The 16,940-nt window shown below is 36.6% G+C and carries 13 protein-coding genes; 11 read left to right on the forward strand and 2 right to left on the reverse strand.

Annotated features, from left to right (window positions below; translation table 11 throughout):
- Positions 1 to 37 precede the first annotated feature (37 nt).
- The 4 genes from egtB to P176_RS0111945 all read left to right on the forward strand — a co-directional run bounded on the left by egtB (position 38) and on the right by P176_RS0111945 (position 7,285).
- A complete protein-coding gene (gene egtB / locus P176_RS0111930; protein WP_369793770.1) occupies positions 38 to 1,225 on the forward strand; it encodes an ergothioneine biosynthesis protein EgtB in 1,188 nt (395 codons plus the stop codon).
- A gap of 3 nt (positions 1,226 to 1,228) precedes the next feature.
- Positions 1,229 to 2,170 (forward strand): L-histidine N(alpha)-methyltransferase, encoded by a 942-nt coding sequence (locus tag P176_RS0111935; RefSeq protein ID WP_026754923.1) that lies wholly within the window; start codon positions 1,229 to 1,231, stop codon positions 2,168 to 2,170.
- A 73-nt stretch (positions 2,171 to 2,243) separates the two neighbouring features.
- Positions 2,244 to 5,951 (forward strand): metallophosphoesterase, encoded by a 3,708-nt coding sequence (locus tag P176_RS0111940; RefSeq protein WP_026754924.1) that lies wholly within the window; start codon positions 2,244 to 2,246, stop codon positions 5,949 to 5,951.
- 11 nt (positions 5,952 to 5,962) lie between these two features.
- A complete protein-coding gene (locus tag P176_RS0111945) occupies positions 5,963 to 7,285 on the forward strand; it encodes a DUF2254 domain-containing protein (RefSeq protein ID WP_026754925.1) in 1,323 nt (440 codons plus the stop codon).
- Here P176_RS0111945 and P176_RS0111950 read toward each other — a convergent pair.
- Positions 7,280 to 8,086, reverse strand: a complete 807-nt coding sequence (locus P176_RS0111950; RefSeq protein ID WP_037348920.1) for a hypothetical protein — start codon at positions 8,084 to 8,086, stop codon at positions 7,280 to 7,282. The two genes, P176_RS0111945 and P176_RS0111950, sit on opposite strands and share 6 nt — an antisense overlap.
- Before the next feature lie 272 nt (positions 8,087 to 8,358).
- On the opposite strand from P176_RS0111950, the gene P176_RS20770 reads away from it, so the two are divergent.
- Positions 8,359 to 8,481, forward strand: a complete 123-nt coding sequence (locus P176_RS20770; RefSeq protein ID WP_255327191.1) for a hypothetical protein — start codon at positions 8,359 to 8,361, stop codon at positions 8,479 to 8,481.
- Positions 8,478 to 9,722 (forward strand): NAD(P)/FAD-dependent oxidoreductase, encoded by a 1,245-nt coding sequence (locus P176_RS0111960; RefSeq protein WP_026754927.1) that lies wholly within the window; start codon positions 8,478 to 8,480, stop codon positions 9,720 to 9,722. The genes P176_RS20770 and P176_RS0111960 overlap by 4 nt, the downstream gene beginning before the upstream one ends.
- Here P176_RS0111960 and P176_RS0111965 read toward each other — a convergent pair.
- Complete coding sequence (locus P176_RS0111965) at positions 9,679 to 11,937, reverse strand: response regulator (RefSeq protein ID WP_081820714.1); 2,259 nt, start codon at positions 11,935 to 11,937, stop codon at positions 9,679 to 9,681. The two genes, P176_RS0111960 and P176_RS0111965, sit on opposite strands and share 44 nt — an antisense overlap.
- 128 nt (positions 11,938 to 12,065) lie before the next feature.
- Here P176_RS0111965 and P176_RS0111970 point away from each other — a divergent pair, with 128 nt between their 5' ends.
- The 5 genes from P176_RS0111970 (at position 12,066) to P176_RS0111990 (ending at position 16,875) form a co-directional block, all read left to right on the forward strand.
- On the forward strand, positions 12,066 to 12,629 hold the full coding sequence (locus P176_RS0111970) for a DUF1697 domain-containing protein (protein ID WP_026754929.1): 564 nt from the start codon (positions 12,066 to 12,068) through the stop codon (positions 12,627 to 12,629).
- Complete coding sequence (gene mvaD, locus P176_RS0111975; RefSeq protein WP_026754930.1) at positions 12,622 to 13,710, forward strand: diphosphomevalonate decarboxylase; 1,089 nt, start codon at positions 12,622 to 12,624, stop codon at positions 13,708 to 13,710. The genes P176_RS0111970 and mvaD overlap by 8 nt, the downstream gene beginning before the upstream one ends.
- A gap of 132 nt (positions 13,711 to 13,842) precedes the next feature.
- Positions 13,843 to 14,772, forward strand: coding sequence for a mevalonate kinase (locus P176_RS0111980; RefSeq protein WP_026754931.1), 930 nt, complete (start codon positions 13,843 to 13,845; stop codon positions 14,770 to 14,772).
- A gap of 78 nt (positions 14,773 to 14,850) precedes the next feature.
- A complete protein-coding gene (locus P176_RS0111985) occupies positions 14,851 to 15,753 on the forward strand; it encodes a geranylgeranylglycerol-phosphate geranylgeranyltransferase (protein WP_026754932.1) in 903 nt (300 codons plus the stop codon).
- 243 nt (positions 15,754 to 15,996) lie between these two features.
- Positions 15,997 to 16,875 (forward strand): pseudouridine synthase, encoded by an 879-nt coding sequence (locus P176_RS0111990; RefSeq protein ID WP_026754933.1) that lies wholly within the window; start codon positions 15,997 to 15,999, stop codon positions 16,873 to 16,875.
- Positions 16,876 to 16,940 lie beyond the last annotated feature (65 nt).

The following is a 16,940-nucleotide window of genomic DNA, read 5'->3' on the forward strand; positions in this document are numbered from 1 at the left end:
CATTAGCATCAAGTTTTTTGCGTAGAAAGCATTTGATTTGAATCGTAACTTTGAATACAGCCAATCCATTATAAAATATCACATGCTTAAAAAGCAATTTATTGAAACAAGAGCCCGATTTCTCAAAATCTGTGAAGATTTAAAGATAGAGGACTACTCTGTACAACCCGCTATTTTTGTGTCACCTCCAAAGTGGCACTTAGCCCATAGCACTTGGTTTTTTGAGCAATTTGTACTCTCAGAATTTAGTGAGGGTTATAAAATCTACGACGAGGATTTTGCTTATTTGTTCAACAGTTATTATAATAATGCTGGCAAGCGCGTATTAAGACCTAATCGGGGATTGATGACCAGGCCTCCAGTAGAGGACGTTTACGCTTATCGCGATTATGTTGACGCCGCTATGATTTCATTTTTAGAAGGTCATCCTTCTGAAAAAGCCATGACTGTGGTTCAATTGGGCATTCAGCATGAACAACAACACCAAGAGTTGTTTTGTTATGATATCAAATACATTTTAGGAAACCAACCTACCTTCCCTCTATTGAAGAATGATTTGACTTTAGCTGAAATTTCAAAACCTTCAACATGGTTAAAAGTAAATAAAGGACTTTACGATATAGGTCATACAGAAGAAACATTCTGCTATGATAACGAGTTAGGCCATAACAAAGTGTTTTTGAATGCCTATGAGATAAGTGACCAATTGGTGACCAATAGAGAATATTTAGAATTCATGAAGGCTGGCGGTTATCAAGACTTTAATTTATGGCATGCCGAAGGATGGGAATTCATTCAGCAAAATAATATCAAAGCACCAGAATATTGGCATGAGGTTGAGGGCGAATGGCACCAATATACCTTAGATGGTTTTATGAAAGTACATCCAGATCAACCGGTCATGCATGTGAGCATGTATGAGGCTTTTGCTTATGCCGAATGGCGAAATTTACGATTGCCAACAGAATTTGAATGGGAAGCAGCTTCGAGTCTTTTTGAATTTGGACAACTCTGGGAGTGGACCAATAGCGCTTATCTCCCTTATCCAGGTTTCTCTAAAGCACCAGGCGCTTTAGGTGAATATAACGGAAAATTTATGATTAACCAGATGGTGTTGAGAGGCGCTTCTATAGCGACTTGTCCAAATCACAGCCGTTCAACATACCGCAATTTTTTTCACCCTAATATGAGATGGCAATTCTCAGGAATACGATTAGCAAAATAAGATATGAACCATCCATTTGCCCAAGATGTTATCAAGGGATTATCACTAGAACAAAAAAAGTTATCTTCTAAATACTTTTATGACGATAACGGCAGCCGCATTTTTCAAGAAATCATGCAAATGCCAGAATACTATCTAACAGATTCTGAATTTGAAATACTGTCCTTACAGGCCAAACAAATTGTAGAAAAACTAAAATTTTCTGAGCCCTTCAATATTATTGAACTGGGAGCAGGTGACGGATTTAAAACTTTTAAGCTGCTGGAATATCTAGTTAATGCCGAAATTGATTTTACGTACATGCCTATTGATATATCTCAAGAGGCCAATGATATTTTGCAAGAAAAGCTAAAGGAGCGCTTACCTGATTTATCCATCACGCCCAAGACGGGAGATTATTTTGAGGTTATTGAAAAGATTGGTAAACAAAGCACGCCCAATTTGCTCTTGTTTTTAGGGGGTAATATTGGTAATTATCCAAAAGAGGAAGCTCTAGACCTGCTCAACTTGTTTAACAGCAGTATGAACGTTGGTGATAAATTACTGATAGGGCTAGACTTGAAGAAAAATCCCATTACCATTCACAATGCTTATTATGATCAAGGTGGTATTACAAAGCGGTTCAACTTAAACCTGTTGATACGGATAAATAGAGAATTTGATGCCGATTTTAAAATAGACGATTTTGATTTCTATTGCCATTATGACCCAGATAATGGTAAGGTAAAAAGTTTTATAGTGAGTCTTAAACAGCAATCTGTGTATTTAAAAGCTTTGGATACAACCATTCATTTTAATCAGAACGAATTGATTTGGACGGAACTTTCAAAAAAATATGATGTTGAAGAAATAGAGACCTTAGCAGAGCTAACCAACTTTAAAGTCAATCATCACTTTTTGGATTGTAAGCATTATTTTACAGATAGCTTGTGGGAAAAAAAATAGATGGTTTACGATAGGTTTTTTATAAATACAGTAAGGATTATCTTGAAACGTTTAAAAGATTAAGACAAAACGAATGAAGTTATATAGAATAGCATTTATCATCATTTCTTTAGCAATTCTCAATGCTTGTGCCACTTACAAGGCTCAATACCGCAATGAGGAAGATAAAATCATTGAGTTGCCAGACAAAGAGATCGAAAAGACATTTTATCTTGTTGGCGACGCAGGAACCTCTCCGCAAGGTGGCATGAGCACAGCGCTTACTGTTTTCAATAAACATATCGCAGAGCGCGAAACACAAGGTGATTACACGATATTTTTAGGTGATAATATTTATCCTGCAGGTCTTCCAAAAGAAGGCCAAAAAGGAAGAGCAACTGCTGAAAATGCCCTTAATGGGCAAATTAAATCTGTAGATAATTTTGAGGGTGAGGTTGTTTTTATCCCTGGTAATCACGATTGGTATGCCGATGGACCAAAAGGCTTGCGTTTAGAAGAAAAATACGTTGACGATGCTTTGGGTAAAAATACGTTTCAGCCAGAAAAAGGATGTCCGCTGGTAAGTATAGACGTCAGTGAGACGGTACAGCTCATCGTCATTGATACGCAATGGTATCTCGAGAATTGGAACCGTCATCCTACCATGAATGATAATTGCGAGATCAAAACCCGAGAGCGTTTTTTCTTAGAGCTTGATGGGGAGCTTAAAAAGGCGCAAAACAAAACGATTGTATTTGCCATGCACCATCCCATGTATACAAACGGAGTTCATGGGGGTAATTATGCTATTTCAAAGCATCTGTTTCCCACTCAAAAAAAGATTCCGATACCTATTTTGAGTTCTTTAGCGACCCAAATTAGAACCCAAGGCGGTGTATCCATTCAAGATCGTTACAACGAAAGCTACAATAACTTGATGAATAGAATTGAGACCTTAGCTCTTGACGCTGATAAGTTGGTGTTTGTTTCTGGTCATGAGCATACGTTGCAATACAATGAAAAGGGAAATATTAAGCAAATCGTTTCAGGATCAGGTGCTAAAGAATCTTATGCGACGCTAGCAGATACTGGTTTGTTCTCTTACGGAAAACAAGGTTTTGCAGAACTCACAATTTATAAGGATGGCAGCAGTTGGGTCTCTTTTTACGGTGAGGAAAATGGCAAACCCAAAAAGCTTTTTGTTAAAGAGATCATGACACCTACCGAAGCGTTTGATGTGTCAAATTTACCCGATAGTTTTCCGCAAGAAGTGGAAACATCGGTCTATACCGCTGAGCAAACTAAAAAATCAGACTTTTTTAAGTCGGTGTGGGGCGAGCACTACCGCCACATTTACAGTACAAAGATTAAAGCGAAAGTGGCCACATTGGATACCCTGTACGGTGGATTGGAAATTGTACGCGCTGGAGGAGGTCACCAAACGAGATCTTTGCGTTTAAAAACTAAGGATGGTCGTGAGCTCAACATGAGAGCACTCAAGAAAAGTGCAACACAGTATTTACAAACAGTCCTGTTTAAAGACACTTATATTCAGGATGAATTTGAGAAAACGGCTGTTGAGGAGCTCATCTTCGATTTTTATACCGCAGCTCATCCTTATGCATTTACTGTGGTGCCAGATTTATCTGATGCAGCCGAAATATACCATACCAATCCAAAATTGTACTTTATTCCGAAGCACAAATACTTAGGGCGATACAATGTAGATTATGGAGGGGAACTTTACATGATAGAAGAGCGGCCAGAAGATAACTACACCAAGGAGCGTAATTTTGGATATGCCGATGATATTGAAAGTACTCACGACATTATTGAAAAAGTTAGAGAGGACGAGAAGTACAAAATTGATGAGAATGCTTATATAAGAGCGCGTTTATTTGATATGCTTATTGGCGATTGGGATCGTCATCAAGATCAATGGCGTTGGGCTCAATTTGACCAAGAAAATGGAGATAAACTGTTTAGACCTATTCCAAGAGATAGAGATCAAGTGTTTTCTAATTTTGATGGTTCTTTGTTAGATGTGATGCGTATTATTGCTGGACCAGCCAAGCAATTGCAAGTGTATGATGAAGAGCTTAAGAATATTGATTGGATGAATGCTGCTGGGATCAAATTAGATCGTGTACTGGTTCAAGCTTCAGAGCGTGAAACATGGATTAAGCATGCAAAATTTCTCGAAGAACACATCACTGATGAGGTCATCGATAGGGCATTTACAAAAGTGCCAGAGGCCGCACAGGATAGTACCTTGCAAGAAATCAAAGTCAAGTTGAAAGGCAGACGTGGTAATCTGGTAGATATTGCCAATAGATACTATGAGCACCTTAATAAATTGGCCATATTATCGGGTACAGATAAAGATGATTATATAGAGATCACCCGAGTGGGAAATAATAAGACGCGTGTGAAAATTTCTCGAATTAAGGATGGTGAAAAAGGCGAAGTGGTTGTAGATAAAGTGTTTGACAAGAACATCACCAAAGAAATATGGGTTTATGGTCTTGATGATACCGATGTGTTTGAAGTGACAGGAAAAGCCAATAACCCTATTTTTATAAGGCTTATCGGTGGTCAGGAAAATGACACGTACATCATAGAAAATGGAAGAAGGGTGAAGTTCTATGATCACGAAAGTAAAGAGAATACGGTTAAGAAAAATAAAGGAGGTACAGAGCGATTTACAGATGTGTACACACTCAATCTTTTTGATTATCAAAAAAACATCTCCAAGAATAAAGTGTTTACACCGGTATTAGGATTTAATCCAGATGACGGGATTTCCCTTGGGTTGGCGTTTTCCTCAACTACCAATGGCTTTCAGCGTAATCCATTTTCTCAACAGCACCGTTTTAAGGGCGGATATTACTTTGCGACAAGTGGTTTTTCTTTGAAGTACGAAGGTGAGTTTGCTAATATCATGAACGATTGGAACTTGCAAATAGGCGGACAATTTACCTCCGAAAACTTTACGAACAATTTTTTTGGCTTCGGAAATGAAACAGTCAATCGTGATGACGAGTTAGACTTTGATTATAATCGCGTCAAGACAAGCATCTATGGTGCCAGAGCAGGGATTATTAAAAAAGGGAGTTTTGGTAGTGATTATGGGTTTAGGGCCGTTTTTGAAGCCATTGAGATTGGAGATACGGCCAATAGGTTTATTACTACTGATTTTGTATCAAGTGAAAATACTGATTTCTATGAAAGACGTCTCTTTGGCGCATTAGAAGCAGAATATAATTACGAGAGTTTTGATAAGAAAAATAGTCCTTCACGAGGGATGACATTTTTACTGAACGTTGGTGCGAAAACTGAATTTAATACTATTGAAAATTTATATGGATATGTAAACTCTAGCCTTGGGTTTTACAATTCGATTTCAAGAAATAGAAAATTGGTATTAAAAACCGATGTAAGAACCCAATTAAGAATTGGAGACGGATTTCAGTTTTACCAAGCGTCAAGAATTGGCGGAAAAAGTGGGCTAAGAGGATATCGCGCGCAACGTTTTACAGGGAGAAATTCTTTTGTTGGGAGTACCGATCTAAGATACAGTTTTAATGCCATTAAAACCAATACTTTACCACTGCAACTGGGAGTGTTTGGAGGTTTTGACGTAGGTCGAGTTTGGATTGAAAATGATTTTTCAGACAAATGGCATAACGATTATGGAGGAGGCTTATGGATTACCGCAGCAGATAGTTTGTCAGGAACTTTCAATTTATTTCACGGAGATGAAGGCCTTTGGTTTACCTTTGGTTTTGGACTTAATTTCTAAAAGCAGAATCTTTGAAACGTTATTTATATATTGTTCTTAAATATTTTACCAATCTAGAAAGTAATATCGCTTTCTACCCCTCACTGATCAGTTTGTTCGGGTTGGTTTTTGCCTTCTTTATGATTGTGATGGAAAGTCTTGGGGCTTCAAGATATCTTGTGGAGCATGCACCTGTTTTAGTGGTAAATAATGTAGAAACAGCCAGAAGTCTGCTAACTACTTTTATTGCCGGACTTATTTCTATAATGGTGTTTAGCTTTTCACTTGTGATGATATTGCTTAATCAAGCCTCTAGTAATTTTTCTCCTAGATTACTACCAGGACTTATTTCAAATAGAAGACATCAAATTATTCTTGGTATTTATAACGGCACATTGCTGTATTCCATTTTCACCTTAGTCTCCATTGTCCCTACTGGTGACAAATACCAATTACCAGGCTTTTCTGTGTTATTGAGTATTATTTTTATGACCTTGAGTCTAGGCGCATTCATTTACTTTATTCATTCGATCTCTCAAGAGATTCAGGTGAATACAATCATGGATAAAATCTTTAAAACCTCAAAAGGACGATTGGATAAATTAATAGAGGCAGAGAAAGAACTCGATATTGATTTTGGCGACACATCAGATTGGAAAGAAATTATGGCCGATGATACCGGTTATTTGCAGGATGTAAGCTTAAAATCTTTGGCCGAAATTGTCAAAGAGCATAATTTAAGAGTAGAAATTGTACCTATAAAAGGCGCCTACGTACTTCGAGGCATTCCTGTAATACGGTACAAAGGAGAAATCAATGATGATGAGCTAGAAAAAGAGATGTTAGATACCATCACCTTCTCTAAAGATGAACTTATTGAAGATAATTATGTGCTCGCTTTTAAGCAAATTACCGAGATTGCTTTAAAAGCAATGTCACCAGGAATTAATGATCCAGGAACATGTATTAATGCTATTGATTATTTGACCGAGCTTTTTGCATTACGCATGAAAAAGAAAGATGTGAGCTACTATTTTAATGAAGACGATGAGGCGCTCATTTTTATAAAAACCGTTAGTTTTAAGCAACTGTTGTACAATGTTATGGCGTCACTTCGTACCTATTGCAAACATGACATTATCATTGTGCAAAAGCTTTTTATTATGCTTCAGTATTTATTGCAGAGTCGAGAGGTGCTTAAAGAGTCTTACAAGGAATCTATTATTGCCGAAATTCAGAACCTAAAGACCGATGCCCTTAAAAACCATGACAATGAAGCCGATCTTGAGGTGATTCATAATTACATAAACAATTTGGAGCGAAGAAATCCTTCAGAATATGAGTTTGAATCATAACTCAAAACGATATAAATTTCCACCTTCATGACCTTTTTGTTCATCAGTAATTAGAACTTCGTTTTCCCTTATAAAGACAATGCCCTCTTTTTGTGAGTCGTGATCAAATCCTATGACTTCAACCGTACCTTCAAAAAAAGCATCAGATTTAAAATTGGTAAGTTTCCAAACTTTCTCGTGGTTCAATAACACAACTGTTTTGCCATTGGCACTAATGTCGGCAGAGGTCACTTTATCGTGCTTACCATCGAGGTTAAATTTAATCACCTCTTTGGCAACTTGGTTCCCAATGTTGTTTTCTACGGAAATCATCACCCCGTGTTTGTCATCTTTGCTGAAAATATAAAACCGGTTCTTAAATAAGAAGAATGCTTCAAAATCCATGGACTCCATATCCTCAGGAAGTTTGAAAGCTATGGTTTCAGCCTTGCAGGTTTTGTCTTCTTTCCCGGGACGCTCAACTTTATAGATTTGAAAATCTTCTCGATCTTTTCCGTTATTGCCAAAATCGCCAATGTAGACGTTGCCTTCAGAATCGGAGGCAAGATCTTCCCAATCGGTATTAATTGCGCCTTCCACCTCAAGCGTCTTGCTCAATTGTCCTTTACCGTCAAGAGCAAAAAGGGTATTGGGATTGCCGGCATCTTCAATAACCCATAATAAACGATCATTGGCCGTATATTCTAGGGCAGAGGCTTCCTTCATTCCAAAAGGTAAATCTGTGATGTTGTCTAGTTTACCAGTTTGGCAGGAGCTAATAAGTACAAAGTGCAGTATAATGATGATCTGTAGTGCTTTCATAAGTAAAATGTATTCTCTCGAAAAGTAATGGCTTTCGTTTAGACTTAGAAATTCGTGCTCTTAAAAAAATGATAAAATATTTATATCTTTTGATTCTCAGTGATTTGCTTAGTTTTTAATAAAAAGGGCTATCACGCTTTAGGTCAAATTGTATATTTCAGAGGATTTGATGTGGGATGCCCCGATAGGTTTGTAATACGTCTTATCTTTGTCATGAGAAAAGGTGCTTATGAGTTGTTTCCGTATTTTAAAATATTGACTAAAGCATTGTCATGGCTATAAAACAACAAGAATTTAAGATTATAGCGTGGGCCGTAAATACATCAAAAGCCATTAAACATATGTATAAAATTGGTGTAGACCATATTATTTTTGAAGATCGAGATCATATATGAAACATTTTGACGTCATTATTGTTGGAGGTGGAGCCGCTGGTTTTTTTGCAGCAATCAATATCGCGCAACAGAACGTAAGACTCAAGGTTGCACTTCTAGAAAAAGGGAAGCAGGGCTTGCAGAAAGTAAAAGTGTCTGGCGGAGGACGCTGCAATGTAACCCACGCAGAATTTGTGCCTTGGGAATTGGTGCTCAACTATCCTAGAGGTGAGAAAGAATTGCTAGGTCCCTTCCATCATTTTATGACGGGAGATACCATTGCCTGGTTTGAAAACCGTGGCGTGCCTCTTAAAATTGAAGAAGATGGCAGAATGTTTCCAGAAAGCAACTCGTCTCAAACCATTATTGATTGCTTTTTGAATGAAGCAGAAAAAAGTGGTGTGCAAATGCTTTATGGGCATGCGCTAAAATCGCTGCAAAAAGAGCGTGGTTTTTGGAAAATTGAGACGTCTAACGCAAATTTTTCCGCAGAAAAAATAATCATGGCCACGGGAAGTAGTCCTAAAATTTGGTCGCTTTTAGAAGCCTTGGGTCATCACATTATTGAACCTGTGCCATCGTTATTTACATTTGATATTGCAGATGAGCGTATTAATGGTATTCCTGGGGTGGTGGTTAACAATGTTGAGGTTGAGGTGCTCAACTCTAACCTTAGTAGCGAAGGCCCTTTGTTGATTACGCATGTGGGTATGAGCGCCCCTGCAATTTTGAAATTGTCTGCATTTGGAGCGTTGGAGCTGGCGCGTAGTGACTATAAATTTGAAATTAAGATCAACTTTATAAAAATGGGTCTAGAGGATTGTGTTGCACAACTAAAACGCTTTAAACAATCACTTTCAAAACGTACCGTTTATAAATTCGCACAGTTTGAACTACCTAAACGTATTTGGAGAAAGCTGGTGTTAGCCTCAGGAATACCTCAAGACTTTAGATGGGCAGATATTGATAAAAGCCAAATTATTCAACTTGCAGAGCAATTGACCCAAGCGGTATTTAGCGTGACAGGTAAAAGTACGTTTAAAGAAGAATTTGTGACCGCTGGTGGTGTAGATCTAAAGGAAATCAACTTCAAAACCTTTGAAAGTAAGGTTTGTGAAAATCTCTTTTTTGCAGGCGAAATTTTAAACATTGATGCCATTACCGGTGGATTCAATTTTCAAAATGCTTGGTCAAGCGCATACATTGCGGCACAACATATTAGTGCGTCCCAGTTTGAATACGAGGGCGAAGATGCCCTTTGACAATGCTTCTAAAATCCTCAAAATTATAAGGCTTGGTAATGATGTGGTTCATACCGCTCATGTTGGCTTTCTTGCCAATTTCCGCAGAGTTTAATGCCGTTAATGCCAAAATAGGAATGTTTGGATTGAACAATCTAATATGTCTAGTCACTTCAAACCCATCCATTTCTGGCATATTGATGTCCATAAGCACCATGTCATAGTCTTTTTTCTTAACTAACGTTAGTGCCTCTTTACCGTTAGATGCTGTTTCACAGGTAAAGCCGGGTATTCGCTCTACATTTTTCTTTGTGATTAAGAGGTTGATTTTATTGTCATCAACAATGAGTACATGATTCTCTATTGGGTAGTTTAAATTCTCCTCAACTTTTATCGTTCTGTCTGGTTTTTCGCAAAGTTCAAAATTGACAGAGAAGAAGAAATTACTGCCTTTGTTTGGTTTGGAAATAAAATCGATATCGGTATTATGGCTCTTTAAAAGTGTTTTCACAATGTAAAGACCAAGTCCTGAGCCGCTGCTGTTTTTTTGTAAAAACATTTTGTTTTCAAACGCATTAAATACGGTTTGTCTATGCTCTTCTTTAATGCCTATTCCTGAATCTTTCACCTCAAACAGCAATTCTACATGCGCATTAGTGCGCTTCTGCTCACTGATATTAATCGATACAAATCCTTTTTTAGTATATCTAATGGCATTATAGGCTAGGTTGATTAATATTTGGCTAAACGCCACTTTGTCCACCAATATATATTCATTGTCGTCAGAGGCTTGAATGTCATATCTTAGTTCCAATCCCTTATTTTCAGCAGCAATTTTAACTGTGCTTACAACGCTTTGTACAATGTGATCAATGCGACTCGGTTTTTTTCTCAATTTTTTTGTCTCAAATTTCAAACGTGTCGCCTGAAGTACGTTGTCAATAAGTATTGACATATAGTTACTGGAAGAAATAAGGGAACTTAAGTAAGATTGTCTTTTTTCTTCATCCTGCTCTTGCTCTATCAAGGTAGCAAGACCATTTATGCCATAGATTGGAGTCCTAAGTTCATGACTTAGAATAGAAAAGAATTCTAAGCGCTCTATATCTTGTTTTCTCAATTTCTCATTACTGTCTTGAAGGTCGAGATTGATATTTTCAATGTTTTTTCTCGTCTTGTAATAGTAGAAGCAGAAAATAATAACGGTTAAGAGTAGTATGCTGGATATTATGGTAGAGGCTGCAAAAGATTGTGAGATTTTATTGTCTTTCTCTCTTAACTTATTTGCAGAGTTTAATTGATCTTCTGTTTGGATGATTTTGTAAATAAGCTCCCCGTTTTTTGCGCTCCTTTCTTCAAAATCCCGTAGGGCTAAATATTTGTAAGTATCAGACTTGAGTAGATATTTAACTGCAGAATCGGGCTGTTTTGCTATTTCATTAAAATATCTGTATTTATAGAAATTAAAGGTCGCGAGTTGACGATGCGAGTTTTTGTCAGATTCGATTTTTGCCTTAAAGTCATCGGGATCAATAGCAAAAAGCAAGGCGTTTCCTTTTTCAAATTGGTTTAATTTAATTAGAGCAATAGCTTCGTGATATTGATAAACATATTGAAGCCTTCGTTTTAAATGATCTTGAACAAAGTCTTTAGAATAATTAAGCTTTGAAAAATCAGTATTTTCCAATTTGTTCAAACCAAATTTTGCCAAGAGCAATAAACTGTCATTTTCATTGGTATAGTAGAAATTTTTGATTTTATCTTCAAGATTTAGAAAGAACAACTCACTATTTAAAGACCTTGAAGACTGTTGCGCAATACTATAAATACTATCAAATTTGGTATAGTTACGTTTGTTTAGGTAAAGACAGGTTAAGTTGTGCAGCACGTAATCTCTACCTCTCAGATCATTGATAGAGTCATAGATGTTTAATGCCTTCCCATAATAAAATTCAGCGGTTTTGTTGTTTCCCATTTCTGAGAATACCATCCCTAAATGATTATAAGATTTAGCTTCATATTTTGTGAAGCCATACTTTTTAGTGAACTTAAGCGCTTGGTCAAGTAAAATAGTAGCTTCGTAGAGGCTATCATTTTTGATAAGCTGATCTACCCGTTGGCTATCAAAAGTGCACTTTGAATCTTCGTTAAGTATGAAGAGATCTTGAGCCAATAGTAATTGTATGCTAAGGCAAAAAAACAAGGCCAGAGTAGGTAGTAGCTTAGGGAGCTTCATATTTGGGATTGATAAACAGTATTAACCTTAGGCAAACATACAAATTAATTGGTCAGAAGCAAATATATGTAGGAAAGGTATTACTTAAAAATAAAATTTAACACTTTTTAAAATGGTTAATCGGGATTATGAATAAAAAAGAACAAATAATGATCGCATTGCTTAGGGGTATTAATGTGGGTGGTCATAAAAAGATGCCAATGGCAGCTCTTAAAGTGTTATTGTCAGGCATAGGTTTGAGCGGTGTAGTCACTTATATTCAAAGTGGAAATGTTCTATTTCAAGTAGAAGATGATCTTATGCCTAATCTTGATCGGCTAATTGAGGATAGCATTCGTCAGCATTTTGGGTTTGATGTGCCAGTGATCCTTAAAACAAAATTTGAATTCGAAAGTATTTTTAAGGCTTGTCCTTTTTCCGAAGAAAAAAAAGAAAAGTGTTTGTTTGTGGTTTGTTCAAAGGAACCAGATGCTGAAAAGGTGAAGCATTTTATGGAAGCGCAATCCAACGCAACTGAAGAATTGGCAATTGTTAGAGATTGTCTGTACTTGTATGCTGAAAAAGGGATTGGTAAAATGAAGTTTAATATGAATGAGATGGAAAAGAAATTGGGTGTCAAGGCCACTTCAAGAAATTACAAAACAATGAGAAAGTTAGTATCTTTGGTGTCGATAACTCAAACAAATGACTGAAAACCGATTCCGCGCCGCCGCATATTCTAAAACCGTAAGTTCAGGACGTGTGTCTTGGTCTGCTCCAAGTAATATTGCTTTAGTGAAATATTGGGGTAAGAAGGCAGATCAAATCCCGCAGAACCCATCGATAAGTTTTACCTTAAATGAATGTAAAACAATTACCACGGTTAGTTTTTCAAAAAAAGAAAGTGAGCATGAATTTTCATTTGATCTCTATCTTGATGGTGAGAAAAAGGTAGATTTTAAACCAAAAATTCACACCTTTTTTAAGCGCATCGCCCAGTACTTGCCATTTTTAAAAACTTACCATTTCAAGATTGAAACGTCAAATACTTTTCCGCATAGCTCAGGCATTGCTTCGTCAGCATCAGGAATGAGTGCTTTGGCCTTATGCTTAATGAGTATTGAAAATTTACATCTCGAGTCTGAGATGGCAGAAGCAGACTTTAATAAAAAAGCTTCTTTTTTAGCAAGACTAGGATCTGGTAGTGCCTGTAGAAGTATTGAAGGAGATCTCGTGGTTTGGGGTGATCACAAAGAGGTTACGGGAAGTTCAGATCATTATGGCGTGAGATATCCGTTCACGGTGCATGATAATTTTAAGGCTTATCAAGATGTCATCCTTTTGGTAGACAAAGGTGAAAAACAAGTAAGTAGTACCGTGGGGCATAATTTGATGCACAATCATCCGTATTCGCAACAACGTTTTGAGCAGGCTCATTCCAATTTATCAGAGCTTATCAAGGTTTTCGAATCGGGCGATTTAGATGCGTTTATTGGGATTGTAGAAAGTGAGGCTTTGACGTTGCACGCCATGATGATGACGAGCATGCCTTATTTTATTTTAATGAAACCAAATACACTCAACATCATCAATGCGATTTGGAAGTATCGACAAGATACGGGTTCTAAAGTGTGCTTTACTTTAGATGCCGGAGCCAATGTGCATGTGCTGTTTCCGAAGAAGGAAAGCGACTCTGTATTGGTGTTTATCAAAAAGGAATTGGCGAGTTTTTGTCAAGATGAAAATTATATTATTGATCATGTTGGTTTTGGTGCCAATAAAAACGATATTTGATTACAAATGAGAGTAGTGTGGTGATGCAATAAAAGGTCCCAAACTTTTTCATAAAAATACGTATCATCAAATATTACGTATATTTGCATAGTGATTAATTGTCACTTACAGACTGTTAACTGAAGACCCCATATGAAAGGACCGCTTTTCTACTCAAAAATTCTACTCTTTGGAGAGTATGGTATTATTAAAGATTCTAAAGGACTCTCTATACCTTATAATTTTTATAACGGTGCATTAAAAACAGACGGAAATACTTCGGAAGTTGCACAAGCTTCAAACACTGGTTTAAAGAAATTTGCCTTGTATTTGTCAAATATTGATAGTGAAATCGTCACTTTTGATATGGCATCTTTTTTAAAGGATATTGAAGGCGGGATGTATTTTGATTCCTCCATTCCTCAAGGTTATGGCGTAGGAAGCAGTGGTGCTTTAGTGGCAGCTATTTATGATAAGTATGCCAATAATAAAATTACGGTCTTAGAGAATTTGACAAGGGATAAACTATTATCACTTAAAAGAATCTTTGCTGAAATGGAATCTTTTTTCCACGGAAAGTCGTCTGGTTTAGACCCTCTGAACAGTTATTTGAGCATTCCGATCTTAATTAATTCGAAAGATAATATTGAAGCTACAGGAATTCCTGCCCAACAAACTGATGGCAAGGGTGCTGTGTTTTTAATTGATTCTGGAAGTGTTGGAGAAACTGCTCCAATGGTGAGCCTCTTTATGGAAAGTATGAAGCAGGAAGGCTTCAGAAAAATGCTTAAAGATCAGTTCATAAAACATACCGATGCCTGTGTCGATGACTTTTTGAAAGGAGACGTCAAGTCTTTGTTCAAAAACACCAAACAGTTGTCTAAAGTGGTTTTAAATCACTTTAAACCAATGATTCCACAACAATTCCATGAGCTTTGGAAAAATGGACTGGACACCAATGATTACTATTTGAAATTATGTGGTTCTGGCGGTGGAGGCTATATTTTAGGATTTACCGAAGATATTGAAAAAGCAAAGCAGTCTCTCAAAGGTCATAACTTAGAAGTGGTTTATAATTTCTAAATTGTCACTCCATTTTTATCCGTGATTGCTCAGTAAATCCTAAGTTTGCTGGTATCTCATATTTTCAACGCAGACGTCATGCTCTCACGACAACAAAAACACATTGTCCTTAAGTTTTTTAGTATGTTCTCTGTGGTTCGAGGCTACAACATTCTTATTGTAGTCATTGCACAGTATTTAACGTCAATATACATCTTGGCTCCAGAAAAAACTCTTAGGTCCGTTCTTTTTGATATTAATTTACTGATGCTGGTACTGGCTTCCTCGGCGACCATTGCCGGTGGCTACATTATCAATAATTTTTATGATTCTGAAAAAGACAGTATCAACCGCCCAAATAAGTCGAGACTAGACCGGTTAATCAGTCAAAACACCAAACTATCCTTTTACTTCGTTCTTAACTTTTCCGCAGTGGTAATGGCTAGCTACGTAGCTTTTAATGCAGTGCTGTTTTTCTCTGTTTATATTTTTGGGATTTGGTTCTATTCTCATAAGTTAAAGAAATTGCCATTTATTGGTAATATCACGTCTGCTATATTAACAATAACGCCCTTTTTTGCAATCTTTCTGTATTACTTAAATTTCGATACGGTCATTTTTGTGCACGCCATTTTCTTGTTTTTTATAATTTCTATGAGGGAGTTGACCAAGGATCTAGAAAATATAAAAGGCGATTTATTGCTTAACTATAAAACGATTCCTATTGCATACGGTGAGAAATCTTCTAAAATCATGCTCACTATTTTAGCACTATTGACCTTGCTTCCAACCTACCTGCTTTTGTATCGCTATAATGTGGGGCACATGAATTTGTTCTTCTATTTCTCCACGGTTTTGTTGCTTTTGTTTCTGGTCATTTTATGGAAATCGAAGCGTAAAATTCACTATTTAATACTTCATAATATTTTAAAATTTATCATTGTAGCTGGCGTCTTTTCTATTGTTTTGATCAATGTAAGCGTTGTTCTTAATAGAATTTAATTTTAAAATAATTGGATGATTTTGGTTTTTGTGCCATAATTGATGGTAAACCTTGGTTTTTTATTTTTTTTAGGTCATAACCTCAGGTGTTTTTAGTTTTTAGTACTTGAAATATGGGTTTGCGAAGCTATAAATATCAGTTAAATACGAATAAAACACAGCAAAACCGAGGGTTACCAATACACCGTATAATATATCGATTAATAGCTGCAATTATTCTACCTTTGCAAAAATTGAGTAATCATGAGTAGACATCAAGGAACAGGCGGAAAAGGTAAATCTTCAGGGACAAGACAAAGCAAGCCTTTGAATAAGAAATCGGCTAGAGGGAAAGATAATACTAAAGATAAAAGTGTTGCTCGAGGTAATGCACCTATTAAGAAAACCCAGACTTCTAAGCCTACCAAATCCAATCCTGATGAAATACGATTGAATAAGTATATTGCTAACTCTGGTGTGTGTTCACGTAGGGATGCAGATATGCATATTGCAGTAGGAAGCGTTACTGTTAATGGTAAAGTCATTACAGAAATGGGCTATAAGGTAAAATTAGATGATGAGGTTCGTTTTGATGGTGCGCGCATCAACCCTGAGAAAAAAACCTATGTGCTACTCAATAAACCAAAAGGATTTGCAACTACAACCAGCGAGACTAAAGGCCGTACAGTGATGGATTTGGTTGCTAATGCCACTACTGCGCGTATTAAGCCTATTGGACGTTTAGGCCGAAATTCTACGGGTCTTTTACTATTTACAAATGACGATGCCATTGCCAATAAATTTGTAAACTCTAAAAATGGAGTGATCAGAATTTTCGAAGTTGAATTGGACAAAAATTTAAAGTACGAAGACTTTAAAAAGATTCAAGAAGGATTTAAAGTAGCAGGAAAAAAAGTAGAGATTGAAGAGATTAGCTATATTGATGGAGCGCCAAAATCTATGATCGGACTCAAAATCAAGAATACCGGTAACTCTATTCTGCACACTATTTTTGATGAATTTGGTCATGAAATTATTAAGGTAGATTGTGTTGCCATTGGTCATCTTACCAAAAAGGATCTTCCTAGAGGTCATTGGAAACACCTTACCCAACAAGAGATCAATACCCTAAAAATGCTGTAATAGTATTTTGTTATTTCTATTTATGGTAGTTTTATTTGAGCCTGAAATTGCTTAAATTACTGTGC

The sequence above is a fragment of the Sediminibacter sp. Hel_I_10 genome, from assembly GCF_000688335.1.
In the GTDB taxonomy this organism is placed as follows: domain Bacteria; phylum Bacteroidota; class Bacteroidia; order Flavobacteriales; family Flavobacteriaceae; genus Psychroserpens.

Coding starts and splice junctions, on each gene's coding strand:
- P176_RS0111935 (WP_026754923.1), top strand. CDS start 1,229: ATGAACCATCCATTTGCCCAAGATGTTATCAAGGGATTATCACTAGAA.
- P176_RS0111940 (WP_026754924.1), top strand. CDS start 2,244: ATGAAGTTATATAGAATAGCATTTATCATCATTTCTTTAGCAATTCTC.
- P176_RS0111950 (WP_037348920.1), bottom strand. CDS start 8,086: ATGAAAGCACTACAGATCATCATTATACTGCACTTTGTACTTATTAGC.
- P176_RS20770 (WP_255327191.1), top strand. CDS start 8,359: ATGGCTATAAAACAACAAGAATTTAAGATTATAGCGTGGGCCGTAAAT.
- P176_RS0111960 (WP_026754927.1), top strand. CDS start 8,478: ATGAAACATTTTGACGTCATTATTGTTGGAGGTGGAGCCGCTGGTTTT.
- P176_RS0111965 (WP_081820714.1), bottom strand. CDS start 11,937: ATGAAGCTCCCTAAGCTACTACCTACTCTGGCCTTGTTTTTTTGCCTT.
- P176_RS0111970 (WP_026754929.1), top strand. CDS start 12,066: ATGAATAAAAAAGAACAAATAATGATCGCATTGCTTAGGGGTATTAAT.
- mvaD (WP_026754930.1), top strand. CDS start 12,622: ATGACTGAAAACCGATTCCGCGCCGCCGCATATTCTAAAACCGTAAGT.
- P176_RS0111980 (WP_026754931.1), top strand. CDS start 13,843: ATGAAAGGACCGCTTTTCTACTCAAAAATTCTACTCTTTGGAGAGTAT.
- P176_RS0111985 (WP_026754932.1), top strand. CDS start 14,851: ATGCTCTCACGACAACAAAAACACATTGTCCTTAAGTTTTTTAGTATG.
- P176_RS0111990 (WP_026754933.1), top strand. CDS start 15,997: ATGAGTAGACATCAAGGAACAGGCGGAAAAGGTAAATCTTCAGGGACA.